Here is a 22,991-nt window from a genome sequence, read left to right as displayed (position 1 = left end):
TTCTTATGAAACAGGCCCTTGCTCCTGGGTGGCTAGCGTCGGCGGTCGCGGCCACCGTTGCGCTCGCCGGCACCACGGTCGAGCACCGACACGCGGTCGGCGGCGGGCCGCTGGGCGGCCCACTCACCGTCGCCCGGGGCGGTCGGGAATGGCACGACCTTGCCCCCGGTCTCGGCGTTGCCGGCCGCCGCGAAGGCGTTCCAGGAGATGTCCACCAACAGCTTCTTCACCTCGGCGTGCCGGATGGCGGCGTTGTGTTGCAACGCCATCCGGGCACCGAGCACCACCGCGACGAGCGTAGTGGTGATGGTGCCGGTGGCGGCCAGCACCTGGAGACCGGTCGCCGAGTCGGTGCGGAGCACCAGGACCAGCAACCAGATCCAGAACGCGGCGGCGAAGACGCCGGCCTTGGCGACGAAGAAGAGGCTCACCGCACCGGGCTGGTACGGCTGGGGGCGGCTCGATTCGGCCATGGTGCTCCTCGGCGGTGGTCCGGTCGGAGGCGGCAGGCGACAGACGCGATGTCGGGACGGGCACCGAGCTTAATAGAAGAACGATGAAGATCGCTCTATGCAATTTTCGTTCTGCACACACGCTTCCAGAGAAAAGTCTCGTCCACGGGACAGTTTGTGCGGTCAGTCAATTGTTTCCGTGCCCTGGCGTACTACCCTCGGAAGGCGCATCGTCCCGGTGCTCCGTCAGGAGGGGAAGACACACAGGGATGGGATCAGCCGACGTATCACCGCAGATGGCCTTCGCCCGCTTCGTCCGGCGCGCCATCGACGACGCTCGCGACGAACGTGGCTGGACCGTGACTGATCTTGCCTCGCACACGGGCGTGGGCCGCTCCACCGTGTTCCGCTGGCTGGCCGGCGACTGGCAGGACTATCCCGAGTTGGCCAAGGTGCGCGGCTTCTGCTCCGCACTGGATCTGCCGGTCGCCGCCGCGTTCCGGGCGCTCGGGCTGCCCGACGCCGGTCCCGCGCCCCGCCGCCGCCACGACGACGGCCCGGTCGAGGCCGACGTCCGGGCCATCCTGGACCGGCTGGCCGACCCCACGGTCCCCGCCGAGGAGAAGCACCACATCCGCGACCTGCTCCGCTACCTGGCCCGCCGCCCCATCCGCCGAGCCAGCTGAACCGCTACCCCTCCCCCTCCCAGGCTGTTGATCATGAAGTTATTGCCCCGACACGCCGTGGCGAGTGGCAATACCTTCATGATCAACGAGAGGGGCAGCGGAGGGGCGGGCCTAGGGGACGGTGAGGGTGAACTCGGCGGTCCGGACTTCGGCGTTCACCTGGAAGTCGAGGTAGAGGCGGTAGCGGCCCGGGCCCGGGGTGGTCAACCAGAACTTGATCTGACCGTCCACCAACTCGGTCTCCGGGTGCACGTGCAGATAACCGAGGTCGCCCTCGCGCAACGCCACCAGATGCCCGTACGCCCCGAGGTACCGCTCCAGCGGGGCTGCGCCGCCGACGCCGTCGACCCGGAAGGTCAGCGGCACTGCCGCCCCGACCTGCACAGTGCCCTGGTAGCCGACGGTGAAGCCGTCCACTGTCGTCGAGGTGGCCGGCCCCGGCAGTGAACGGGGCCGGTAGTCGCCGGGCGCCACCAGGTCCGTACCGAGGGTCACCGCGGTCTGCGCGCCGTTGTCGGCGACCACAGTGAAATCGGCGTACGCGCGCCAGAGGCCGGGCTGCGCGAGTGTCAACGGCACCGACCAGGTGCCGTCCGCCGCCATGGTCGGGTGCAGGTGCTGGTAACCGGTCAGGTCCCGCCGGACGACGATGAGGTGCATCGGCTTGTCGTGCACGATCGCGAACCGGGTGATCGGCTGGCGCTGCGCGTCGCGCACCTGGAAGCGGAGCTGACCCTGACGACCCGCCGCGAACTCGGTGGCCAGGGGCGCCAGGGTGAACCCGGCCGAGCTGACCGCCAGACCTCCCGGCTCGGTGGCCGCGCCCTGATCGGTGGCCGTGGCACTGCCGTGGTTGTGCGGCGCGACGCCCGGTGGGTCGGTGTGCTCGGCGGCCAACGACGGGCTGCCGGTGACGGCACCGTTGGTGTTCAGCCGGCCGAGGCCGAAGCCGAGCAGCACCGCCAGCACCAGCCCGCCGACCACCAGCGCCAGCCGGAGCGTGCTCCGGTCCGGCCCGGCGGACACCTGGTCAGCACCGTCGACGCCGTGCGCGTGGCCGGCATCGTCACCGGCGGCCAGGGCCGTGCCGGCGTGCGCGCGGCGGACGGGCTGCTGGTCGGTCATGCCGCCCACGGTACCGCCGGGCAGGGCCGCTCCAGGCCGACGCCCGGAGGGCGTGGCGACCGTCGCACTCGACACCCCCCGGGAACTTTCCACCCGACCCCGAACGCGGCGGGTCAGCCGGCCACGGCGAGGGCGAGCGGGAGCACGTCGGTCGCGCCGGCTCGGCGCAGGGCCCGGGCCACCAGCGTCATCGTCCAGCCCGAGTCGATCAGGTCGTCGACGAGCAGTACCGGCCCTTCCAGCCCGGCCAGGGCGTCGGCCAGGTCGGTCGGCACGGTGAAGGTGTCGTGCAGCGCGCGTACCCGTTGGGCGCTGTTGCCACGCGGCCCGGCCGGGCCGTCGGGGCCGACCGCGGTGACCTCGCCGAGCAGCGGCAGCCGGCCCACCGTGGCGATCCGCTCGGCCAGCGAGCCGAGCAGCCGGGGCCGCCGCCGGGAACCGACAGCGACCACCGCCACCGGCCGACGGGGCCACGGGTTGTCGCCGTGCGCCCACGCCTTCAGCACCTCCACGACCGCGCCGGCGACGTCGTCGGGCACCGGCGCGTCGGGCGCTTCCGGGCCGACGAGAGCACGCAGCCGGCCACCCCAGCCCAGGTCGGAGAGGCGCCCTACGGCCCGGCCCGGCAGCGCCTGCTCCGCGGGGGCGATCCGGCCCTTGAGGGGTACGCCCACCGCGTCGAGCCCGGTCGGCCAGAGCTTCTTCGGCGCGATCTCCACGCCGGGTCGGCCCAGGAAGGTCTGCGCGGCGGCGAGCGCGGCTGTCGACACGTCAGCGGCGAAGAGTGGGTCGGCACACCTGTCGCATCTGCCGCAGTCAGCCGCCTCGGTGTCGTCCAGGCGTTCCCGTAGATACCGCATCCGGCAGTCGGACGTCGTCGCGTACTCCCGCATGGCCTGTTGCTCGACGGTGCGCGCCTCGGCGACGCGGCGCAACCGGGCCTCGTCGTAGACCCACGGCTCGCCCGTGGCGAGCCAACCACCGCGCACCCGGCGGACCGCGCCGTCCACGTCGAGCACCTTGAGCATCAGCTCCAGTCGGGCCCGGCGCAGGTCGACGAGGGGTTCGAGTGCCTGGGTGGAGAGCGGGCGGTCGGTGTGCAGGGCGGCCAGCACGGCCCGGACCTGCTGCTCCGGCGGGAACGCCAGCGAGGCGAAGTAACGCCAGATCGCGGCGTCCTCGACGCCGGGCAGCAGCAGCACCTCGGCGTGCTCGACGGCGCGGCCGGCGCGGCCGACCTGCTGGTAGTACGCGATCGGCGAGGGTGGCGCGCCGAGGTGGACGACGAAGCCCAGGTCGGGCTTGTCGAAGCCCATGCCGAGGGCGCTGGTGGCGACCAACGCCTTGATCTTGTTGTCGAGCAGGTCCTGTTCGGCGGCGCGCCGGTCGGCGTCGTCGGACTGCCCGCTGTACGAGGCGACCGGGTAACCCCGGGAGCGCAGGAACTCGGCAGTCTCCCCCGCTGCCGCCACTGTCAGCGTGTAGACGATGCCTGAGCCGGGCAGCTGGTCCAGGTGGTCGGCGAGCCAGGCCAGCCGGTGCGCCGGGCTGGGGAGGTCGAGCACCCCGAGGCGCAGCGACTCGCGGTCCAGGGTGCCGCGCAGGATGAGGGCGTCGCCCAGCTGCTCGGCGACGTCCTGGGTGACCCGGGCGTTGGCGGTGGCGGTGGTCGCCAGCACGGGGGTGCGCTCGGGCAGCTCGGCGAGGAACGTCCGCAGCCGCCGGTAGTCCGGCCGGAAGTCGTGCCCCCAGTCGGAGACGCAGTGCGCCTCGTCGACCACCAGCAGGCCGGTGGTCGCTGCCAACTTCGGCAGGACGCCGTCGCGGAAATCCGGGTTGTTGAGGCGTTCCGGGCTGATCAGCAGGACGTCCACAGCGCCGCTCTGGATCTCGGCGGTGATCTCGTCCCACTCGTCGAGGTTCGCCGAGTTGATCGTGCGGGCCCGGATGCCGGCCCGAGCGGCGGCCTCGACCTGGTTGCGCATCAACGCCAGCAGCGGCGAGACGATGACTGTCGGCCCGGCCTGGTGGCCCTGCTCGCGGTCCCGGAGCAGGGCGGTGGCCACGAAGTAGACAGCCGACTTGCCCCAACCGGTGCGCTGGACGCAGAGCACCCGCCGCCGGTCGACGACGAGCGCCTCGATGGCGCGCCACTGATCCTCGCGCAGCCGGGCGTGGTCACCGGCCAGCCGGCGCAGCACCGCCTCGGCCCGCTCGCGTACCGCTGCCCGCTCTGCTGTCTCCACCCGGCATTTCTACCAGCGCCGACCGTCATCCCCCTGTTGATCAAGGGGTTCGCGTCACCATCGGGTCGGATTCTGACGCAAACCTCTTGATCAACAGGGGGATGGCGCGGGGGTGCGGGGGGTGGCGGCGGGGTCAGCGGCCTAGGACTGAGCCGCCGTTGACGCCCAGGATCTGGCCTGTGACGTAGCCGGCCGCCGGGCTGGCCAGATAGCGCACCGCTTCGGCGATGTCGTCCGGCAGCCCGGCGCGTCCGACCAGGGTCGCCGCCACCCGCTTCGCGTGCCCCTCGGCGGTCATCCGGTCACCGAAGAACTCGGTCTCGGCGACGTAGCCGGGGCTCACCACGTTGACGGTGATCTGCTCCGGACCAAGCTGCGCGGCCAGGTCGTACGCCCAACCGTGCAGAGCCGCCTTCGCCGCCGAGTACGGCCCACCGCCGCCGCGCTGGGCGGCGATCGAGCTGACCAGGATCACTCGCCCGCCGGGTCGCCGCAGAGCCGGCCGCAGCGCCTCGGTCAGCAGCACGGCGGTGAGCACGTTGGCGTCCAGGTTGGCCCGCCAGTGCGCGGCGGTTCCGGCCAACGTGCCGGTGTCCCCGGCCAGGTAGCCGCCCGCGTTGTTGACCACCACGTCGACCGGCCGGTCACCAACCGCCGCGAGGACCGTGTCGAGCTGCTCCGGATCGGTCAGATCCGCTGTCACTGTGGTGACCGCGTCCGGCCGCCCGCAGTCCGCGCCGATCTGCTCGGCGGCGGCCGTCAACACGTCCGCCCGCCGCCCGACGATCAGTACGTCGTAACCGTCGCGGGCGAGCACTCCCGCCACGGCCGCCCCGATTCCCGTCCCGCCCCCACTGACTACCGCAACTCGCGAGTCCATCTCCCGACCTCCCGTACGAAGAGCCCCGTCGATCATGAAGTTATCGCCATTCGACACGGCGTGTCATGGCAGTAACTTCATGATCGACGGGGCGAAAGGGACCTCAGCGGCGAGGGCGGAGGGACCGGGTCAGGTGGGACAGGCGGGGGGCGAGGCTGGTCAGGCCACCGGGGAAGAAGTAGACGGCCAGGATGAAGACAGTGCCCAGGACGAACAGCGGCTGGCTCAGCGGACGGCTGAGGACGGCCGGCAGGTTGTCCACCGCGTCGCTCGTGCCGAAGGCGGTGAGCCGGTGATCCAGGTACATGTAGAGGACACCACCGAGCACCGGACCCCATCTGGTGCCCGGCCCGCCGAGCACCACCATGACCAGCAGCGACAGGGTCAACTCGGACGACGTGATGTGCGGCGACGCGCCGCCGACGATCAGGACGTAGACCACCCCGCCCGCCGACGCCAAGCCGCCGGCCAGTGTGAACGCCACCAACTTGTAGCGGTACGGGTCCAACCCGAGCACGCCGATCCGCCGCTCGTCGTCACGCAGCCCGGCGAGCACCCGACCGGTCGGTGACCCGCTCACCCGGTGCACCACGAAGACCACCAGGGTCAGGTACGCCAGCGCCAACCAGTACAGGTTGACAGTGTTCGTCACCCCCACCAGCCCGGCGGGCAGCCCCGACACGTCCAGCGGCAGGCCCTCCTCGCCACCGGTGAGCCCGCCGAAGTCCCGGGCCACCAGGATCGCGCCCACCTGGGCGAAGGCCAACGTGACCATGGCGAACGCGATGCCCACCGTCCGCAGCGCCACAGCGCCGAGCAGCGCGGCGAGGATGGTGCCGCCGGTGATGGTCAGCAGCGCCGCCTGCCACAGCGGCAGACCGGCCCGGGTGATGAGGATGTCGGTGCCGTAGACACCGGCGGCGAAGTACAGCGCGTGCCCGAAGGAGAGCATCCCGGTCCGGCCGAAGAGCAGGTCGTACCCGGCCGCCAGCCCGCCGAAGATCAGGCAGATGGCGAGCAGTTGCAGGGTGCCGGGTGAGTTGACCGGCCCCTCGAAGATCCCCGGCAGGGAGATCGTCGAGTACGGCAGGATCGCCAGCACGACCAGTGCGACGAGCGGCAGGAACGGGCGGACCCGGTGCCACCGCCCCCGCTGCGGACTCAACTCGTCGGGCACCTGCGCGCGAGGCGCGTCGATCACCGTCATGCCGTTGCCACCTTTCCGGCGATGCCCTGCGGGCGCAGCAGCAGCACCACGGCCAGCAGCCCGACCACGCAGATGTCGCCCAGCCCGGACGTGCCGTAGTAGTTGACGAACTGCTGCACCAGCCCGACCACGACCGCCGCGTACGCGGAGCCGACCACCGAGCCCATCCCGCCGATCACCACAACGATGAACGCGAAGATCAGCAGCGAGCCGCCCTGCCCGGGCGAGACGGTGCCGAAGTAGACCCCGCCGAGCGCGCCGGCGAGCGCGGCGGCCGCCCCACCGATCGCGAAGACCAGCGTGAACGCCTTGCGGACGTCGATGCCCAGCGCTGTGACCATCTCCCGGTTCTCCACCCCGGCCCGGATCACCAGGCCGTACCGGGTCCAGCGCAGGAACGCCAGGATCGCGCCGAGCACCAGCACCGCCGCGATGATCAGCAGCAGGCCACCGTTGGGCACCTGCGCGCCGAAGATGCCGGTCACCTGCCGGGTCCAGTCCGGACGCGGGAAGGGCCTTGCGTCCGCACCCCAGGTGGCCTGGAGCAACGCCACCCCGGCCAGCGACAGCCCGACGGTGACCAGCACCTGCTCGATGGTGCGGGAGTACAGCGGGCGGATCAGCACCAGCTCGACCAGGATCGCGACCAGCGTGCCGGCGGCCACCCCGAAGGCGACAGCGAACACGAAGCCGAACCCGTCCGGGCCGGCGCCCGGCAGGTTGCCCGCCGCCCACCAGGTGCCGTACGCGCCGACGCCGAGGAACAGCCCGTGCGCGAAGTTGAGCACGTCGGCCAGGCCGAAGACCAGGGACAGACCGGAGGCGACCAGGAAGTACAGCGCCGCCAGGCCGAGCCCGGTCAACGCCAACAGGATCACGGTGCCCATCAGTGGGACACCTCCGCGGAGCCGACACCGAGCAGCGACTTCGTCAACGCGGTCTCCAACAGCAACTCGTGGGCGTCGCCGGTCCAGGCCACCTTGCCGGCGGCCAGCACTACCGCGTCGCGGGCCAGTCGGCGTACGACTGCCAGGTTCTGCTCGACCAGCAGCACCGGCACCGATTCCGCGACCCGTTCCAACACCTCGGCCACCTCGGTCACCACCTTCGGCGCCAACCCCTTGGTCGGCTCGTCGACGAGCAGCAGCCGGTTGTCGTTGAGCAGCACCCGACCGATGGCGAGCATCTGTTGCTGCCCGCCGGAGAGCGAACCGGCCCGTTGCCGTCCGCGCCGGTCCAGCTCCGGAAAGAGCGCGAAGACCTTGTCGTACGCCGGGGTGGTGCCGCGCCGTTCGGCGAGCCGCAGGTTCTCCGCGACGGTGAGCCCGGCGAACACGCAGCGGTCCTCGGGCACGTAGCCGAGCCCACCGCGGACCAGCCGGTGCGTGGGCCGGGCCAGCAGACTCTGCGCGCCCATCCGGATGGTGCCGCGGACCTCCCCGGCGGGCGGGGTGAGGCCGACGATCGCGCGCAGCGTGGTGGTCTTGCCGACGCCGTTGCGACCGAGCAGGACTGTCACGCCGGTCGGGGCGACAGTGAAGGACACCCCTTGGAGGATGTGCAGCCCGGAGATCCGGACCGACAGCTCCTCCACACTGAGGATCGGTTCCATCCGGGCTGCCTCCGTTCGCGACTGCGGGGCTCGCGAACCCGGCTCACTCCTCGCGCTCACAGCGACTCCCCCAGATAGGCCTCTTGCACAGTGGGGTTGGCCATCACCGTCTCCGGGGTGTCGCAGGCCAGCAGCGCGCCGTGGTGCATGACGGCGATGCGGTCGGCCAGTTCCAGGATGACGTCCATGTGGTGTTCGACCATCAGCACCGCCCGACCGCTGTCGCCGGTCAACGACTTGATGACGGCGACCAGCTCCGGCACGTCCTCGGCGCTGACCCCGGCCATCGGCTCGTCCAGCAGCATCACCCGCGGTTCACCGGCGAGCAGCAGGGCGATCTCCAGCTTGCGCTTCTCGCCGTGGGCCAGGGTGCCGGCGAGGGCCGTACCCCGGTGGGCGAGACCGACCCGGTCGAGCGCCGCGTCGGCGGCGGCGGCGACCTCCCGGTCGGCCGCCGCCCGCCGCCACAGCGCCATCGAGCCCCCGCGGTGCGCCTGCACGGCCAGCCGGACGTTCTCCCGCACGCTCAGCGAGCCGAAGACCGAGGACGCCTGGAAGGTACGGCCCAGACCGAGGCGGGCCCGCCGGTGCGGCGGAAGCGCCCCGATGTCCTGCCCGTCCAGAACGATCCGGCCCTCGGTGGCCCGGCGCAGGCCGGTGATCAGGTTGAACAGTGAGGTCTTACCGGCGCCGTTCGGCCCGATGACGCCCAGGAACTCTCCGGGTGCCAGGTCGAGGTAGACGCTGTCGACGATGGCGACCTCACCGATCCGCCAGGTCAGACCGCGGGTGGCGAGCATGGTCAGCCCTTCATGGCCACGGCCGGCGGCGCGGTCTCGTCACCGGTGAGGCTCTTCTGCGCAGTAGCCGTGAACGCGGTGCCGCTGCCGGTCAGCTTGGCCTGGAACATCGGCTGGAGCAGCGCGTGGTCGGCGGCCCGGATGGTCATCTTGCCCTTGACCCCGTCGAAGCTCCAGCCCTCCAGTGCGGTGACCATCTTGTCGACGTCGTCCCCACCCTCCTGCGCAGCCCGGACCACCATCTGCGCGGCGGCGAAGCCGTCCGGGTGGAACAGGTCGATGGTGTTGACAGTGGCCTTCAGCGCCTTGCTGGCCTCGGTGTCGCTGGCACCGTCGAAGTAGTGCGACAGGAAGGAGATCTTCGCGCCGGCAGCACCGAAGGTCGGCCACGAGGCGCGGATGTCCAGGCCGGTGACGACAGTGGTGGACGAGAGGACGCCCTGCTGGTCGAGGGTCTGCCACATGGCCGGGGCGGTCGTGCCCGCCCACGCCACGAAGAGCAGGTCCGGCTTGGCGGCCTTGATCTGGCTGGCGAACGGGGTGAACTCGGTGGCGCTGGCCGGGGCCCGGACGCTGCTCACTGTCGCGCCCGCACTGCCGATGACGGCCTTGACGGCAGCCTCGTTGGCGTCACCGAACGCGCCGTCCTGGGCGAAGACCACCACCTTCTTTCCGGTGGGGTCGCCGATGAACGACTTGGCGGTCACCACGTCCTGGTACGACTGCCGGCCGGAGCGGAACGTGTACTTGTTCGCGCCGGTCACCGCGTCCGTGGCGGCCGGGCCGGAGATGAACAGCACCTTGTTCTGCGCCGCGATCGGCGCGACCTGGAGCGCCACACCGGAGGCGGTGGAGCCGGCGATGATCTTCGTGCCCTTGCCGATCAGGTCCTTCGCCGCGGAGACCGCCTTGGCCGGGTCGCCGGCGTCGTCGACCTCGGTCAGCTCGATCTTCCGGTCACCGACCTTGCCGGTGCCCTGGGTGGCGAAGTCCAGCCCCGCCTTGAACCCCTCGACGTACTGCTTTCCGTAGCTGGCCAGGGCTCCCGACTGGGAGTACACCAGGCCGACCTTGACCGGCGCGGCACTGTCGCCGCCGCCGGTGGCGGTGTCCTGCGGGCTGCCACAGGCCGTGGCGGCCAGCGCCGCGGCCATCATCGTGGCGGCGGAGAGGAACGCCCGCCGCGTCGTCCGGACCGTCATTGCGACTCCACATGAGGACTCAGAGGGAGAGAACTTCTTCGTGACGGCTCACGCTAGAAGTGACGTCACCCACGAGCTATGTGGCGGAAACACACAAGTAACAGGAATGAGGTGGCCGGAGGTTACAACGGGCCGCACCACCAGCCGGGAGCCCACGCTCTCGATGGCCCGAACCCCCACGGACCACCCGACCCGTGTGTCGTCCCGCGCCATTCGCCCGGTTCGGTCAGGGCTACCCCTTCACGATCGCGCTCGATCCTGGTCGTAGTGGCCTCGGACGGCCGCGACACCACTACTTCCTGGTTCGAGCGCGATCTCGCGGCGGGGGCTGCCCGAACGTGCCGCTGGCCCGCCGTCCGGGTGGCGGAAGGCGGGCCAGCGTGTGGGCCGGGCGTGGTCGGCCCGGTGATCGACTCGGAGCGGATCAGCTCCGAGCCGAGACGTGGGTCAGCGGCCGGCGAGGGCGGCGACGGCAGTGTCCGGGTGGTCGCTGAAGACACCGTCGAGGCCCAGGCCGAGGAAGAGCTCGTACTCGGCGGTGATGTCGCCGCGCGCATTCGGGTCGGCGCCGATCCGGAAGTCCACCGGGAGGAACTGGTTCTCGGCGCGGAACGTCCAGGAGTGCACGAGCAGGTGCTCCCGGTGCGCGTCGCGCACCACGTTGGTGGGGGCGAGCAGGGCGCCGGCGGCGTTCCGCGGGACGAGCAGGTTCTTGTTCGCGCCGATGCCGTCGGCGTACCCGGCGATCCACTTCAGGCCGGCCGGCGTGACCAGATCCTGGTAGGTGCGGGCGTCACCGGCGACGGTGAAGTCGTACGGACGGCCGGCGGCGTCGAGCAGTTGGACCAGCTTCACGTCGGTCCGGCGGCTCAGCTTGCGCAGGTTGGCCGTCTCGAACGACTGGATGAAGACCGGCGAATTCTTCCGGTCCAACTTGTTCTGCCGCAGCACCCGCAGCAGCGGCTCCTCCAACGGCAGTTTGATCGAGGCGAAGTAGCTCGGGTGCTTGGTCTCCGGGTAGATGCCGATGGTGCGGCCCCGTGCCCGCCCCTCGGTCCGGGCCAGGTCGATGACCTCCTGGAGGGTGGGCACCTCGAAGCGGCCGTCGAAGGCGGTGTTCGCCACGCGTACCTGCGGCAGCCGCTCCTTGGCCCGCAGCGTCTTCAGCTCGGCGAGGGTGAAGTCCTCGGTGAACCACCCGGTCACCGCGACACCGTCGATGGTCTTCGTCACCTTGCGGGCCGCGAACTCCGGGCGGGTCGACACGTCGGTGGTGCCGGAGATCTCGTTCTCGTGCCGGGCGACCAGCACGCCGTCGGAGGTGGAGACCAGATCCGGCTCGATGTAGTCGGCACCCATCCGGATCGCCAACCGGTACGCCTCCAGCGTGTGCTCCGGCCGGTAGCCGCTGGCGCCACGGTGACCGATCACGATTGGTCGATCGGTGGCCCGGGAGCGGTCCGCGCTGGCAGTTGGTTCGGCCGCGGCCATTGTCGGCAGGGCCACGGCGGCGGCGAGCAGAACGCCGGCCACGCCGAGGGTCGAGAGGGTACGTCGCAACGCCGTCTCCTGTCATCGATGGTCCGGGTAAGCAGACCGCCCGTGACTTGCCAGGAGTTGGTCGATGGCTGGCCGGCAGATGAATCTCCGGAATGCCCGTTCCCACTCCAGGGCCGCGGGCGGACAGGAAGATTGTCTGGTGCGCCGGTTCTTCCGCAATCCCGTGCGGCTGGTGCCGTTCGCGTTCCTGGTGCCGATCCTGCTCGGCACCCTGTTGCTCATGGCGCGCTGGGCGACCGCCGAACACGTACGCCCACCCGTTGTCACAGCGCTCTTCACCGCCACCTCGGCCGTGTCGGTCACCGGCATGGCGATCACCGACACGCCGAACTACTGGTCCGGCTGGGGACTGCTGGTGATCACCCTGCTCACCCAGCTCGGCGGCCTCGGCATCCTCACCGTCGCGGCGTTGGTCATCCTGGTGGTCTCCAGTCAGCTCGGACTGCGCAACCGGTTGCTGGTTCAGGCCGAGACGGCGGAGTTCGGCATCGGTGACGTGGGACGGCTGCTTCGCCGGATCGCGCTGACCGTCTTCGCCTGCGAGGCGGTGATGACAGTGGTGGTCGCCGGTCGGCTCTGGCTGACCTACGACTACCCCTTCGGGCAGGCTCTCTGGTCGGGCGTCTTCCACGCCGTGCAGGCGTTCAACAACGGTGGCTTCGCGCTCTACACCGAGGGCCTGCTGGCGTTCAGCCGTGACCCGTGGGTGTCGCTGCCCCTGGCGATCGGCGCGATCATCGGCGGTCTCGGGTTTCCCGCGCTCTTCGAGGCGGTCCGGGAGTGGCGGCAGCCCACCCGCTGGGCGGTGGCGACGAAGTTGACGATCTGGGGCAGCGCGGTGCTGCTGCTGGTCGGCTTCGCCGGCCTGCTCGCCGCCGAGTGGACCAACGCGAGCACGATCGGCCAGTACGACGTACCCGGGAAGATCCTCGCGTCGTTCACCCAGATCGCGCTGAGCCGCACCGGCGGCTTCAGCGTCCTGGACATCGCCGCACTTCAGGAGGAGAGCTATCCCCTGCTGATCGTGCTGATGTTCATCGGCGGCGGCAGCGCCAGCACTGCCGGTGGCATCAAGGTCTCCACGTTCTTCCTGCTGGCGTTCACCATCTGGGCCGAGTTGCGGGGCGAACCCGACGTGACGATCGGGCACCGGCGGGTGGCCACCGCGAGCCAGCGACAGGCCCTCACAGTGGCGCTACTCAGCGTCGCGTTGGTGACGGCCGGGACCATGCTGTTGCTGCTGCTCACCGAGGGCGTCCGCTTCGTCGCGGCCCTGTTCGACGTCACCTCGGCGTTCAGCACCACCGGTCTGACCATCGGTCTGGCCGCCGAACTGCCGGCCGGCGGCCAACTGGTGCTGACCGTGCTGATGTTCATCGGCCGGGTCGGGACGCTCACCCTGGGGTCGGCGATCGCCCTGAACACCCGACGCCGGCTCTACCGCTACCCCCAGGAGCAACCCATTGTCGGCTAGGGCGTGTTTCATAAGGGCGGTCGAGCCGAGGCGGAGTCCGGGCGGCGATCCGGCAAGGCGCGGTTTCGTCCGGATACCGGTGTCGTATCCGGACGAAACCGCAACGCCGCCGGTCGTCGTCCGGGCCCGCCGCAGGCCGGCCAGTTCTTATGAAACACGCCCTACGGCGTGTTTCGGAAGTGTCGGCCGGCCCGCACGTCGGGTACGCGCCAGTGGAAGCAGGGAGGGCCGAGGTGTCGGCTAGACGGGCGGACAGCGGCGGCATCGTGGTGATCGGGCTGGGTCGATTCGGTTGCCACCTGGCCGGGTCGCTGACCCGGATGGACCGCGAGGTGCTGGCCATCGACCGCAGCCCGGCGACTGTGCAGCGCTGGTCGGCGCAGCTCGACCGGGTGGTCCAGGCCGACGCGACCGAGGAGGGGGCGCTGCGGCAGTTGGGCATCACCGGTTTCGGGCGGGCGGTGGTGGCCATCGGGGCTTCGGTGGAGGCGAGTGTGCTCACCGTGTTGGCGCTGGTCGAGCTGGGTGTGCCCCAGATCTGGGCGCGGGCCACCTCGCAGAAGCACGCCAAGATCCTGGCGTCGGTGGGCGCGCACCACGTGATATTTCCGGAGGCGGAGACCGGGGACCGGGTCGCGCACCTGATCGTCAGCCGGTTGCTCGACTTCATCGAGTTCGACGACGACTTCGCCATCGCCACCGTCCGGGTGCCGGAGTCCCTGGTCGGGCGCACAGTGCTCGACCTGAAACCGGAGGAGCGCTTCGGGGTACGCGTGGTCGGCGCCAAGCTGCCGGGCGAACGGTTCCGGTACACCTCCGACGACACCACGCTTCTCCAGGGAGGGGTGCTCATCGTCGAGGGTGGGATCGACCAGGTGCAGCGATTCGCGGGGATGCGCTGACCTGCTCCACACGCCGAGATCGATCGGGGCCGTCGGACCAGTTGGTCCGACGGCCCCGAAGCACCGCGACGCGGTGTGGCCTGCTCACTTCCGGTGACCACGCGGCCCCTTGGTCACCTTTCCGCTTTTCCCGGACCACCACCGTTAGCCTTCGCGGGCTTCGCCGGGGCCTTCGCAGGCTTCGGCGGCTTGGCCTTCGACGCGCCGCCGCCCGAACCGGAGCCGCTGGACCCCTTTGCTGCCTTGGGCGGGGCCTTCGTCGTGGCGGCCTTGCTCGGCGGGGCCGTGGACGGCGCGCTGCCGGCGACGCCGGACACCCGAACCCCGCAGGTCGCCTCGCCGAGCCGGAACTCCACAGGCAACGGGTTCGCCCCGCTGTACTTACCCGTGAGGGTCACCTTCTCGGCCGCACCAGGGGCCAGCGTGGTGCGCTGGGCCGCCGGTCGGATCAGCACAGTGCTCCCCTGCTGGTGCACCGGCGCAGGCTCCGCCTTCGTCACCGTCTGCTGCCCGGGGAAGGTGAAGCTCATCGCCCAGTCCCGCAACTCACGGCCACCGGTGTTGGTCAAAGTCAGCTCGGCGGAGAACTCGGTGCCGGAGTCGGTGCGCAAGGCGTACGCCACCTCGCAGGGCGCCGCCGCCGGCAGACCCATCCGAGCCTCGGTCGTCGGCCGGTCCCCGCCGCTGGCCGGGCTGCGCGACGTGAACCCCCACATCGCCCCGGTGACAGCGATCAGCCCGACGGCTGCCACTCCGGCCTCCACCCGCCGACGCCGGGTCACCCGCTGCTGGCTCCGACGGTCCCGGTTGCGGGTCCGCGACAGCGGCAACGCGTCGGTCGCCGCCGACCAGGGCAGGATCGTGGTACGCGCACTGCCGAGCATCGCCGCGTCCAGTGGCCCGGCGGCCGGGGAGACCGGCACCGCCGCGAGCATGCCGGCCGCCTCGGCGAGCGTCCGGGTCAGCTCGGCTGTCGCCGGCCGGTCGGCGGGCCGCTTCGCCAGGCAGCGTCCGACCAGCTCGGCGACCCCGTCGGGCAGCCCCGGGACGGTGGGCATCGGCTCCGGGTCGCTGTACATGTGGGCGCGCAGCATCTGGGTGGTAGTGCTGGCCTGCCACGGCAGTCGGCCGGTGAGCATCCGGTAGAGCAACAGCCCCACGGCGTACACGTCGGTGGCCGGGGAGACCTGGCCGTTGTCCAGCCGCTCCGGGGCGAGGTACGCGGGAGTGCCCAACAGTGTGCCGTCCGGGCCCTTCTCGCTCTCCCCGACGAGCGCGGAAATGCCGAAGTCGACCACCTTGACCCCGGTCGAGGTGAGCATGACGTTGCCCGGGGTGACGTCGCGGTGCACGACCCCGCGAGCGTGCGCGGTGGCCAGCGCCGAGCTGACCTCGGCGCCGATGGTCACCGCCTCCCGCCACGGCAGTTGGCTCTCCCGGCCCAAGCGGCTGGCCAGCGACGCGCCGTCGACCAGCTCCATCACCACGTACGGCACTGTCAGACCGACCTGCTCGGACTCGCCGTAGTCGTACACGTTGGTGATGTTGGGGTGGCAGAGCCGCGCGGCGGCCTGCGCCTCGATCCGGATGCGGTGGCGGAAGGCCCTGTCGCTGGCCAGCCGGGACGCCAACACCTTCACCGCGACCTGGCGGCCGAGCACCTCGTCGTAGCCACGCCAGACCACCGACATGCCGCCCGCGCCGAGCTGCTCGATCAGCCGGTACCGCTCATCGAGCAGCTGCGCGCTGTTTCGGTCCCCACCACCCATGGTGAGCGATGTTGCCCAGGAACGGCCCGCCTACACCTGGAGTATCGGAATCGGTCAGGATTGTCACCCGATCAGGCGGTGGCCAGCAGTTGGTCCACCGGGGCGTAGTCGTCGGTCAACACCATCGCCTCGCCGACGAAGTCCGTCAGCGCCGCATCGGACAGCAGGCTGACCTTGGGGTCCACCTCGGCCAGCCGGGCCCGGACGGCTTCCAGCGGCAACGGCGCGTCGGAGCCGACGATGAGGAAGTTGGAGCCCTGCTCCTGGGCGAGCGCTTCCGGCGGCGCGATCAACGCGACGTGCCCGAACTCGGCGGCCACAGTGGCCAACTCGGCGCGGATGAACCGCAGCGGCGGGTAGTCGATGACGTTCTGGACGTACACGCCGCCGGGGCGGGTCACCCGCCGGACGTCGGCGGCCATCTCCCGGGTGGCCAGGTGCCAGGGCACCACCAGGTGCCCGAACGCGTCGCCGACCACCAGGTCACGGCTGTCGGTCGGCTCGCCGGCAACCAGCATCCGGGCGTCACCCACCACCGCCCGCAGGTCCGGCCCCGGCCGTACGCCCAGCTCCTGCTCACCCAGGTCGACCAGCCCGCCGTCGATCTCGAACACCAGGTTGTCGGTGCCCGGTCGGGTCGCGGTCAGGTAGCGCGGCACTGTGAACCCACCGCCACCCAGGTGCAGTGCGTCCAGGCGCTGACCGGCCGGCGCGGCGACGTCAGCGACCGCGCCGATCCACTTCGTGTACGCGTACTCCAGGTGTTTCGGGTCGGCGAGATCCACGTACGAGTGCTGGGCGGAGTTGAGCAGCAGTGTCCGCCCGCTGGGCCGTGCGGGGTCCGCGGTGACCCGGGCGCAGTGGTACGCCGTCTCGATGTCGCACGGGTTGGGCGCCACGGTGGTCAGCCCCGCCCCGGCCAGGCCGAGCACTGCCAGCGCGGCCCGGGCCCGGGCCGGACCGGGCAGCTCGGTGGGCTCCTGCCGGCGCAGGTACCAGCCGAGGCCGATGCCGACCAGCCCGAGCGCGAGCGACAGGGCCAGCAGGATGACTGTGCTGCGCAGCGCGGCGACCAGCACGAACCCGGTCAGCAGGGTTGCGGTGATGCCGCCGAGGGTGCCGATCCCGGAGAGTCGACCGACCACCTGGCCGGTGCGGCGCAGGTCGGCGAGCTGGAGTTTCACGACCAGCGGGGTGACGGCGGCCAGCAGCGCGGCCGGCACGAACACCGCCAACGCGACAAGCAGCAGGATGCCGCTGGCCGCACCACCGCGCAGCACCTCACCGGCGTACCGGACGACGGGCAGGGTGATCGCGGTGGCGATGCCGGCCAGCACCAACGCCGGCGCCAGCAGGCCCCGCGGGTTGCGCCGGTCGGCCAGCCAGCCGCCGGACCACGCCCCGTACGCGATCGCGGCCAGCGCGATGCCGATCACCGAGCTGGTCACCTGAAGGGTCACCCCGACGTAGGGGCCGACCAGGCGCAGCGCGACGGTCTCCAGCACCAGCACGGCGCCGCTGGAGAAGAAGACCAGGAAGGCGGCCAGGCCGTTGGGCAGCGCCCGGCCGGTGACCGGCACGGGCGGGGCCGGGGGTGCCGGCAGGGCCGCTACGTCGGACGGTGGGGAACTCATCGTCGCGATGGTACGCAGCGAAGCTGGTGCAATGGGTCAGTACATCGAGAGATGAACATGGTTCGTGTGCGACGCCGCCGGAGAGCCGCTGCCGCTGTACGAGCGCCAACCGGTGCCGGGATGCCAGATCTGCCGGTACCAGATCACGTAGAGCACGCCCAGCCGGTCGGCGTTTCGCACGTGCCAGGCGGCCAGGCTGTCCCCGTACGACTTGTCACCGCCGGTAGCGTTCTTGTCCTCGAAACCGTTCGTGGCGGCCGAGAAGTCGCAGGCCCGGCCCTTCGGATGCTCGCCGCCGCCACCGCTGCGCTTGCAGGAGACGTGCCGCTTGTAGCCGGCCGCCTGGGTCTGCTTGAGCGCGTTGAGGGTCCGCGGAGTGATGCACCCGGAGGTGGTCGGGTCCTTCACCGAGCAGGATTCCGACGGCCAGGACCCGTCGGAGTTACGCGGCGCCGGCTTCGCCGAGGCGGAGCTGCCGCCGCTGAAACCGTTGCTGCCGCCAGAGCTGACCTCGGCGAGCGCCTCCTCGGCTTCTTTCTTCTTCTTCGCCATCACGGCGAGTTGCTTCTGCTGCTCGCGGACCTCGGCGTCGATGGCGACCTTGGCCTGCTGGGCCTGCTGCCGGGCGTCGGTGAGGTCACGCAGCCGCTTGCTGTCCCGCTGGGCCATCAGGTCGAGGTCGCCCGCGCGTTGCAGGAACGCCTCCGGCGTTGCGGTGTTGAGCAGCATCGAGACGGCGCTCAGCCGCCCCACCCGGTACGACTGGGCGGCCACCTCGCCCACCTGGCTGCTGAGCCCGACCAGCCGACCCTCCAGCGTCGTCAGCTCGCCGGTCAGCGCCGTCTGGCGACGCTTGGAGTTGTCCAGCTTGGCCTTGGCCTCGATGTGGCCCTTGGCGGTCAGCTCCAGCGCGTCCTGCAACTTCTTGCTGCCGCCCTCGCCAGGCTCCGCGTACGCGGGCACTGCGGCACCGCCGAGCACCAGCGCGACGGCGGCGAGCACGGCGAACAGAGCGCGGCGAGCGAGCCGCGGGCTGAGCCTGGTCCTGGGCACGAAAGCGTCCTTCCGTCGACCGCCGGCCTCCGATGAACACTGCACTGCGGCGCCGGTCGGCGGCCTGCTGGCGGAGACCGCCGGTCACGATACCGGATCGTGGGCCGGTGACCAGCCTGCTGACCCTCGGGCTGCCTCGATGTCGACGGAGCGTCCCGACGTGGTCGCGCAGCGCGCGGATCAGGTGCTGAGGAGCGCGTCGCGCACCTCGGCCCAGACCTGTTCGTTGGCCGCGACGAGCAGACCGCGGCCGTCGTCGGCGGGGTGGTAGTCGACGCCGTCGAACCGGCGGGCGACACCCCCGGCGGCACGGACCAGCACGGTGCCCGGGGCGTGGTCCCAGGGCAGGGTGCGCCAGAAGAGGGTGAACTGCTGCTCGCCGGTGAGGATGTCCAGGTACTCCCGACCGGCGCAGTGCAGGCCGGGCAGCAGCTCGCCGAGCCGCCGCCCGCCGGCGCGGACCCGGTCGCGGGTCTCCGGCGGCAGGAACTTGGTCATCGCCGCGCCGCGCAGCTCGCCGAGCGGCGGCACCGTGCCGGTGCCGTCCACCGGTCGACCGTTGAGCAGTGTGCCCCCGTCCGCCGAGCCGGCGGCGAGAGTGCCGGCGAGCGGGTCCAGGATCCAGCCGGCGGTCGGCCGCCCGTCGGTCAGCAGCGACACCATCAGGGCGAACGGCCGGCGACCGGCGGCGAAGTTGGCGGTCCCGTCGACCGGGTCGACCAGCCAGACGTCCCCGCTGTCGCGTAGGTGCCGCAGCAACCCCGGATCGTCGGCGACGCCCTCCTCGCCGACCACCATCGAGCCCGGCCGCAGCCGGCGCAGCCCCGCCGAGAGCAGCTCCTCGGCCCGGCGGTCGGCGACGGTGACCACCTCGCCGGGCGCCTTCTCCGACACGTCGGCGTCGTCGAGCTTGCGGAACAGTGGCAGCACGACCTGGTCGGCGGCCTCCCACAGCAGGCCGCCGACGTCGTCCAGCAGGGTGTCAGCCACGCGGCGGCAGCTTGACCACGCTGACGAAGAACTCGTCGATCTGACGGACCACCGAGATGAAGCGCTCGAAGTCCACCGGCTTGGTCACGTAGGCGTTGGCGTGCAGCTGGTAGCTGCGCAGGATGTCCTCGTCGGCCTGCGAGGTGGTGAGCACCACCACCGGGATCCGGCGCAGGTTCTCGTCCTTCTTGATCTCTTCCAGCACCTCCCGGCCGTCGCGCCGGGGCAGGTTGAGGTCGAGCAGGATCAGGTCGGGTGCCACCGCGTCGGTGTACTGACCCTCCCGGCGCAGGTAGGCGAGCGCCTCGGCCCCGTCGGAGACGACGGTCAGCCGGTTACGCAGCTTGTGTTCCTCGAACGCCTCCTGGGTCATCAGCACGTCACCCGGGTCGTCCTCGACGAGCAGGACCTCGATCGGGCTCTTGCCATCCGCCGGCGCGGTCATCCCACCGTCTCCCTCATGTCACCCGTTCTACCGCTTTCCAGCGTCTCGTCGGCCCGGTCCGGCTGGTCCGGCCCGTCGGCCTGCTCCGTCAGCGCTGCCGGAGCCTCGGTCGAGGGCGTCGTGTCGCCCACGGTCGGGGCGTTCGGCTCCCCCTCGGAGTCGGCGGCGGCAGCCGCCGCGACGTCGTCGGGAAGTGCCGGCAGGGTGAACCGGATCGCGGTGCCCTCCGGCACGTCGGTGTCCACCCAGACGCGGCCGCCGTGGTACTCGACGATCTTCTTGACGATCGCCAACCCGATGCCGGTGCCCGGGTACGCGTCCTTCGAGTGCAGCCGCTGGAAGATCACGAAGATCTTGTCGGCGAACTCCGGCTCGATCCCGATGCCGTTGTCCTGGCAGGTGATCTCCCACTCGGCGCCCACCAACCGGGCCGAGACGTGCACCTTCGACGGCACGTCCGGGCGGCGGAACTTGATCGAGTTGCTGACCAGGTTGGCCAGCAGGTTGGTGAGCAGCGGTTCCTCACCCGAGATCACCGGCAGCTCGGTCCAGGTCAACTCGGCGTCCGCGTACTGCCGGGCGGCCTCGGTCTGGCCGGCCACGTCGCCCATCACCTTGTTGAGGTCGACCTCGACGAAGCCGGTGGTGAGCCGCCCGATCCGGGAGAACGCGAGCAGGTCGTTGATCAGGCGCTGCATCCGTTGCGCGCCGTCCACGGCGAACGCGATGTACTGGTCGGCCCGCTCGTCGAGCTGGCCGGCGTAACGGCGCTGGAGCAGCTGGCAGAAGCTGGCGACCTTGCGCAGCGGCTCCTGGAGGTCGTGCGAGGCCACGTACGCGAACTGCTCCAGGTCACGGTTGGACCGGGTCAGCTCCTCGGCCTGCTTCTGGAGCTGACTGTTGACCCACTCGATGCGCTCGCGGGCGGCCCGGACCTCGGCCAGGTCGGCGGCGATCTTCTGCCGCATCGCGTCCACGTCCTCGCCGAGTTGGATGAACTCCGGCGGACCGACGGTGGCGATGCGGTGCTGGTAGTCGCCCTCGGCGACCTCACGGACCTGGGTGGCGAGGCCGGTCAGCGGCCGGACCACCATCCGGTCCAGCGAGAGCAGCAGCACCGCCCCGGCGACGACCACCACCAACGCAGCGACGATCAGGAGGACAACCAGAATGTTGCTGCTGGTACGCACGTCGGTGGCGGTCTGCTCCCGGGCGGCCAGGACCTCCTCCTGGAGGTCGTTCACCGCCGAGCGCACCTCGTCGAACTGTTGCCGGGCCGCTTCGGTGACCAACGCCTGGCCGGCGCTGGTGCCGCTCTGCTCGGTCGTGGCTATCACCGGCTCCGCGACCGACCGTCGCCACTGGGTGACACGCTCCTCGACGGTCCGCAGCTCCTGGCTGATCTCCGGATAGTCGTCGAGCAGCGTCCGCATCGAGGCGGTGACGCTCTGCTCCTGGGCGAGCCCTTCCCGGTAGGGGTTCAGGTCGTCCTGGTCGCCGCTGACCGCGTACCCGCGGATCGCCGTCTCCTGGTCGAGCAGCGCGTTGAGCAGTTCCTGGGACTGCACCCGCAACGGGCCGGTCTCGTTCAGGACCGCGTCGATCTGGGTGCGGTTGCGGGCGGCCATCGCCGCTTCCGCGCTGGCCAGCCCGATCAACAGGAAGCCCACGACGGTGAGCAGGGTGATGACCCGGCGGCGCAGACTCCAGCCGCCGACGACCGGCTTCACCGGCCACCACCCCGGCTGACCAGCAGCATGGCCACGTCGTCGGCGAGCGGGCCGCCGTTGAGCCGCTCGGCCCGCCCGACCAGCCACGCGGGCAGCTCGGGCAGCGACACCGAACGGTTGGCCGGCTCGTCCAGCAAGCCGCTGAGGCCGGGCACGTCGAGCCGTTCGTTGCCGGCGCCCACCCGCCCCTCGATCAGGCCGTCGGTGTACATCAACAGGGACCAGTCATCGGTGTCGAACTCCAGGTCGTAGGCGATCGGCCGGCGGGGTCGTACGCCCAGCAGCAGGCCGCCGGGCGCGGGCACCGGGGCGACCCGGCCGCCGGAGAGCAGTAGTGGTGGCGGATGCCCGGCCAGTCGGACGGTGGCCCGGTTGGCGTCCAGGTCCAGGCGGACGGTGGCCACCGTCGCGAAGATCTCCTGGAGGCGGCGCTCGCTCATCAGCACCTGCTCCAGGGCGGGCAGCACCTCGTCGTCCGGCACCCGGGCGAGCACCAGGGCGCGCCAGGCCACCCGCAGCTCGACCCCGAGCGCGGCCTCGTCCACCCCGTGCCCACAGACGTCGCCGACGATCAGGTCGAGGCGGTCCGGGTGGGTCTGCACCACGTCGAAGAAGTCTCCGCCGATCAACGCGGCGTGCCGGCCCGGCCGGTAGAAGGTGTGCACAGCGACCTGGTCGGTCGTCATCAGCGGTTGGGGCAGCAGGCCGCGTTCGAGTCGGGCCGACTCGGCCTGGCGCAGCTCGACCTCGCGCAGCCGGCGGGCATTCTCGTCGGCGCGCTTACGCTCCACGGCGTAGCGCAGCGCCCGGGTCAGCAGCACCCCGTCGACCTGGCCCTTGACCAGGTAGTCCTGGGCACCCTCGGCGACCGCCACGACGCCCAGGTGCTCGTCCGTGCGGCCGGTCAGCACGCAGACCGCGGCGCCGCTGGACATCTCCAACACCTGGCGCAGCCCGTCCAGCCCCTGCGCGTCGGGCAGGCCCAGGTCGAGCAGGACGCAGTCGACGTCGTTGATCCGCTGCCGCGCCTCCCGAAGGCTGGTGGCGACCAACAGGTCGATCATCGAGTTCGTCTCGGCGAGCAGCTCACCGACCAGGAAGGCGTCGCCCTCGTCGTCCTCCACCAGCAGCACGCGCAACCGCTCACCCGGCGGCAGGTTGGCGTGCCGCGCCAGGCCACCGTGCGGGTACGGCACAACTGGGGAACCGGCCAAGCCGGCCCCC

Annotated in this window: 20 protein-coding genes; 3 read left to right on the top strand and 17 right to left on the bottom strand. The window is 71.2% G+C overall.

The annotated features are described in order from the left end of the window. Positions 1 to 32 precede the first annotated feature (32 nt). On the bottom strand, positions 33 to 473 hold the full coding sequence (locus OG598_RS30150; protein ID WP_328652071.1) for a hypothetical protein: 441 nt from the start codon (positions 471 to 473) through the stop codon (positions 33 to 35). A 248-nt stretch (positions 474 to 721) separates the two neighbouring features. Here OG598_RS30150 and OG598_RS30145 point away from each other — a divergent pair, with 248 nt between their 5' ends. Next, complete coding sequence (locus OG598_RS30145) at positions 722 to 1,138, top strand: helix-turn-helix domain-containing protein (protein ID WP_328652070.1); 417 nt, start codon at positions 722 to 724, stop codon at positions 1,136 to 1,138. Positions 1,139 to 1,249: 111 nt separating this feature from the next. On the opposite strand, the gene OG598_RS30140 is transcribed toward OG598_RS30145, so the two are convergent. The 9 genes from OG598_RS30140 to OG598_RS30100 form a co-directional block, all read right to left on the bottom strand. Next, a complete protein-coding gene (locus tag OG598_RS30140; protein WP_328652069.1) occupies positions 1,250 to 2,263 on the bottom strand; it encodes a hypothetical protein in 1,014 nt (337 codons plus the stop codon). A gap of 113 nt (positions 2,264 to 2,376) precedes the next feature. After that, the gene (locus tag OG598_RS30135; RefSeq protein ID WP_328652068.1) at positions 2,377 to 4,509 is read right to left on the bottom strand and encodes a DEAD/DEAH box helicase; all 2,133 of its coding nucleotides are present in this window, start codon (positions 4,507 to 4,509) and stop codon (positions 2,377 to 2,379) included. Between the two features lie 133 nt (positions 4,510 to 4,642). Continuing rightward, positions 4,643 to 5,389: an SDR family NAD(P)-dependent oxidoreductase gene (locus OG598_RS30130; RefSeq protein ID WP_328652067.1), complete on the bottom strand. Its 747-nt coding sequence runs from the start codon at positions 5,387 to 5,389 to the stop codon at positions 4,643 to 4,645. A 103-nt stretch (positions 5,390 to 5,492) separates the two neighbouring features. Further along, a complete protein-coding gene (locus tag OG598_RS30125; RefSeq protein ID WP_328652066.1) occupies positions 5,493 to 6,596 on the bottom strand; it encodes a branched-chain amino acid ABC transporter permease in 1,104 nt (367 codons plus the stop codon). Continuing rightward, on the bottom strand, positions 6,593 to 7,483 hold the full coding sequence (locus OG598_RS30120; protein WP_091402581.1) for a branched-chain amino acid ABC transporter permease: 891 nt from the start codon (positions 7,481 to 7,483) through the stop codon (positions 6,593 to 6,595). Before OG598_RS30120 ends, OG598_RS30125 begins: the two co-directional genes overlap by 4 nt. Next, on the bottom strand, positions 7,483 to 8,208 hold the full coding sequence (locus OG598_RS30115; protein ID WP_181548751.1) for an ABC transporter ATP-binding protein: 726 nt from the start codon (positions 8,206 to 8,208) through the stop codon (positions 7,483 to 7,485). The genes OG598_RS30120 and OG598_RS30115 overlap by 1 nt, the downstream gene beginning before the upstream one ends. A 56-nt stretch (positions 8,209 to 8,264) precedes the next feature. Further along, entirely contained in the window at positions 8,265 to 9,008 is a 744-nt protein-coding gene (locus tag OG598_RS30110; protein ID WP_112584733.1) for an ABC transporter ATP-binding protein, read from the bottom strand. A gap of 2 nt (positions 9,009 to 9,010) precedes the next feature. After that, positions 9,011 to 10,210, bottom strand: a complete 1,200-nt coding sequence (locus tag OG598_RS30105) for a substrate-binding domain-containing protein (RefSeq protein WP_328652065.1) — start codon at positions 10,208 to 10,210, stop codon at positions 9,011 to 9,013. Positions 10,211 to 10,657: 447 nt separating this feature from the next. Continuing rightward, positions 10,658 to 11,770 carry a glycerophosphodiester phosphodiesterase gene (locus tag OG598_RS30100; RefSeq protein ID WP_328652064.1) on the bottom strand — a complete coding sequence of 371 codons (1,113 nt, stop codon included), beginning with the start codon at positions 11,768 to 11,770 and terminating at the stop codon, positions 10,658 to 10,660. A 139-nt stretch (positions 11,771 to 11,909) separates the two neighbouring features. Between OG598_RS30100 and OG598_RS30095 the strand changes: the two genes are divergently transcribed. Together OG598_RS30095 and OG598_RS30090 are read left to right on the top strand one after the other, a co-directional pair. Further along, positions 11,910 to 13,244 (top strand): TrkH family potassium uptake protein, encoded by a 1,335-nt coding sequence (locus tag OG598_RS30095; RefSeq protein WP_328652063.1) that lies wholly within the window; start codon positions 11,910 to 11,912, stop codon positions 13,242 to 13,244. Positions 13,245 to 13,477: 233 nt separating this feature from the next. Next, positions 13,478 to 14,146 (top strand): potassium channel family protein, encoded by a 669-nt coding sequence (locus tag OG598_RS30090; RefSeq protein WP_328652062.1) that lies wholly within the window; start codon positions 13,478 to 13,480, stop codon positions 14,144 to 14,146. A gap of 113 nt (positions 14,147 to 14,259) precedes the next feature. Here the strand turns inward: OG598_RS30090 and OG598_RS30085 are convergent, their stop codons facing one another. The 7 genes from OG598_RS30085 to OG598_RS30055 all read right to left on the bottom strand — a co-directional run bounded on the left by OG598_RS30085 (position 14,260) and on the right by OG598_RS30055 (position 22,963). Continuing rightward, positions 14,260 to 15,915 (bottom strand): serine/threonine-protein kinase, encoded by a 1,656-nt coding sequence (locus OG598_RS30085; RefSeq protein WP_328652061.1) that lies wholly within the window; start codon positions 15,913 to 15,915, stop codon positions 14,260 to 14,262. 71 nt (positions 15,916 to 15,986) lie between these two features. Then, positions 15,987 to 17,549 carry a fused MFS/spermidine synthase gene (locus OG598_RS30080; RefSeq protein ID WP_328652060.1) on the bottom strand — a complete coding sequence of 521 codons (1,563 nt, stop codon included), beginning with the start codon at positions 17,547 to 17,549 and terminating at the stop codon, positions 15,987 to 15,989. A gap of 36 nt (positions 17,550 to 17,585) precedes the next feature. Continuing rightward, positions 17,586 to 18,602, bottom strand: coding sequence for a coiled-coil domain-containing protein (locus tag OG598_RS30075; protein ID WP_328652059.1), 1,017 nt, complete (start codon positions 18,600 to 18,602; stop codon positions 17,586 to 17,588). Positions 18,603 to 18,782: 180 nt separating this feature from the next. Then, entirely contained in the window at positions 18,783 to 19,592 is an 810-nt protein-coding gene (locus tag OG598_RS30070; RefSeq protein ID WP_328652058.1) for an inositol monophosphatase family protein, read from the bottom strand. Next, positions 19,585 to 20,037: a response regulator gene (locus OG598_RS30065; protein ID WP_328652057.1), complete on the bottom strand. Its 453-nt coding sequence runs from the start codon at positions 20,035 to 20,037 to the stop codon at positions 19,585 to 19,587. Before OG598_RS30065 ends, OG598_RS30070 begins: the two co-directional genes overlap by 8 nt. Then, positions 20,034 to 21,767 (bottom strand): sensor histidine kinase, encoded by a 1,734-nt coding sequence (locus OG598_RS30060; RefSeq protein WP_328652056.1) that lies wholly within the window; start codon positions 21,765 to 21,767, stop codon positions 20,034 to 20,036. Before OG598_RS30060 ends, OG598_RS30065 begins: the two co-directional genes overlap by 4 nt. Beyond that, positions 21,764 to 22,963 (bottom strand): PP2C family protein-serine/threonine phosphatase, encoded by a 1,200-nt coding sequence (locus tag OG598_RS30055; RefSeq protein ID WP_328652055.1) that lies wholly within the window; start codon positions 22,961 to 22,963, stop codon positions 21,764 to 21,766. The genes OG598_RS30060 and OG598_RS30055 overlap by 4 nt, the downstream gene beginning before the upstream one ends. Between the last annotated feature and the right edge of the window lie 28 nt (positions 22,964 to 22,991).

Origin of the sequence: Micromonospora sp. NBC_00330, from assembly GCF_036136635.1 — a bacterium.
Taxonomy (GTDB): Bacteria; Actinomycetota; Actinomycetes; order Mycobacteriales; family Micromonosporaceae; genus Micromonospora; species Micromonospora salmantinae.
The sequence above is the reverse complement of the archived record's forward strand: the minus strand, read 5'-3'. Positions and strand labels throughout refer to the sequence as shown.

Coding starts and splice junctions, on each gene's coding strand:
- OG598_RS30140 (WP_328652069.1), bottom strand. CDS start 2,263: ATGACCGACCAGCAGCCCGTCCGCCGCGCGCACGCCGGCACGGCCCTG.
- OG598_RS30150 (WP_328652071.1), bottom strand. CDS start 473: ATGGCCGAATCGAGCCGCCCCCAGCCGTACCAGCCCGGTGCGGTGAGC.
- OG598_RS30085 (WP_328652061.1), bottom strand. CDS start 15,915: ATGGGTGGTGGGGACCGAAACAGCGCGCAGCTGCTCGATGAGCGGTAC.
- OG598_RS30110 (WP_112584733.1), bottom strand. CDS start 9,008: ATGCTCGCCACCCGCGGTCTGACCTGGCGGATCGGTGAGGTCGCCATC.
- OG598_RS30125 (WP_328652066.1), bottom strand. CDS start 6,596: ATGACGGTGATCGACGCGCCTCGCGCGCAGGTGCCCGACGAGTTGAGT.
- OG598_RS30115 (WP_181548751.1), bottom strand. CDS start 8,208: ATGGAACCGATCCTCAGTGTGGAGGAGCTGTCGGTCCGGATCTCCGGG.
- OG598_RS30145 (WP_328652070.1), top strand. CDS start 722: ATGGGATCAGCCGACGTATCACCGCAGATGGCCTTCGCCCGCTTCGTC.
- OG598_RS30130 (WP_328652067.1), bottom strand. CDS start 5,389: ATGGACTCGCGAGTTGCGGTAGTCAGTGGGGGCGGGACGGGAATCGGG.
- OG598_RS30105 (WP_328652065.1), bottom strand. CDS start 10,210: ATGACGGTCCGGACGACGCGGCGGGCGTTCCTCTCCGCCGCCACGATG.
- OG598_RS30065 (WP_328652057.1), bottom strand. CDS start 20,037: ATGACCGCGCCGGCGGATGGCAAGAGCCCGATCGAGGTCCTGCTCGTC.
- OG598_RS30080 (WP_328652060.1), bottom strand. CDS start 17,549: ATGAGTTCCCCACCGTCCGACGTAGCGGCCCTGCCGGCACCCCCGGCC.
- OG598_RS30120 (WP_091402581.1), bottom strand. CDS start 7,483: ATGGGCACCGTGATCCTGTTGGCGTTGACCGGGCTCGGCCTGGCGGCG.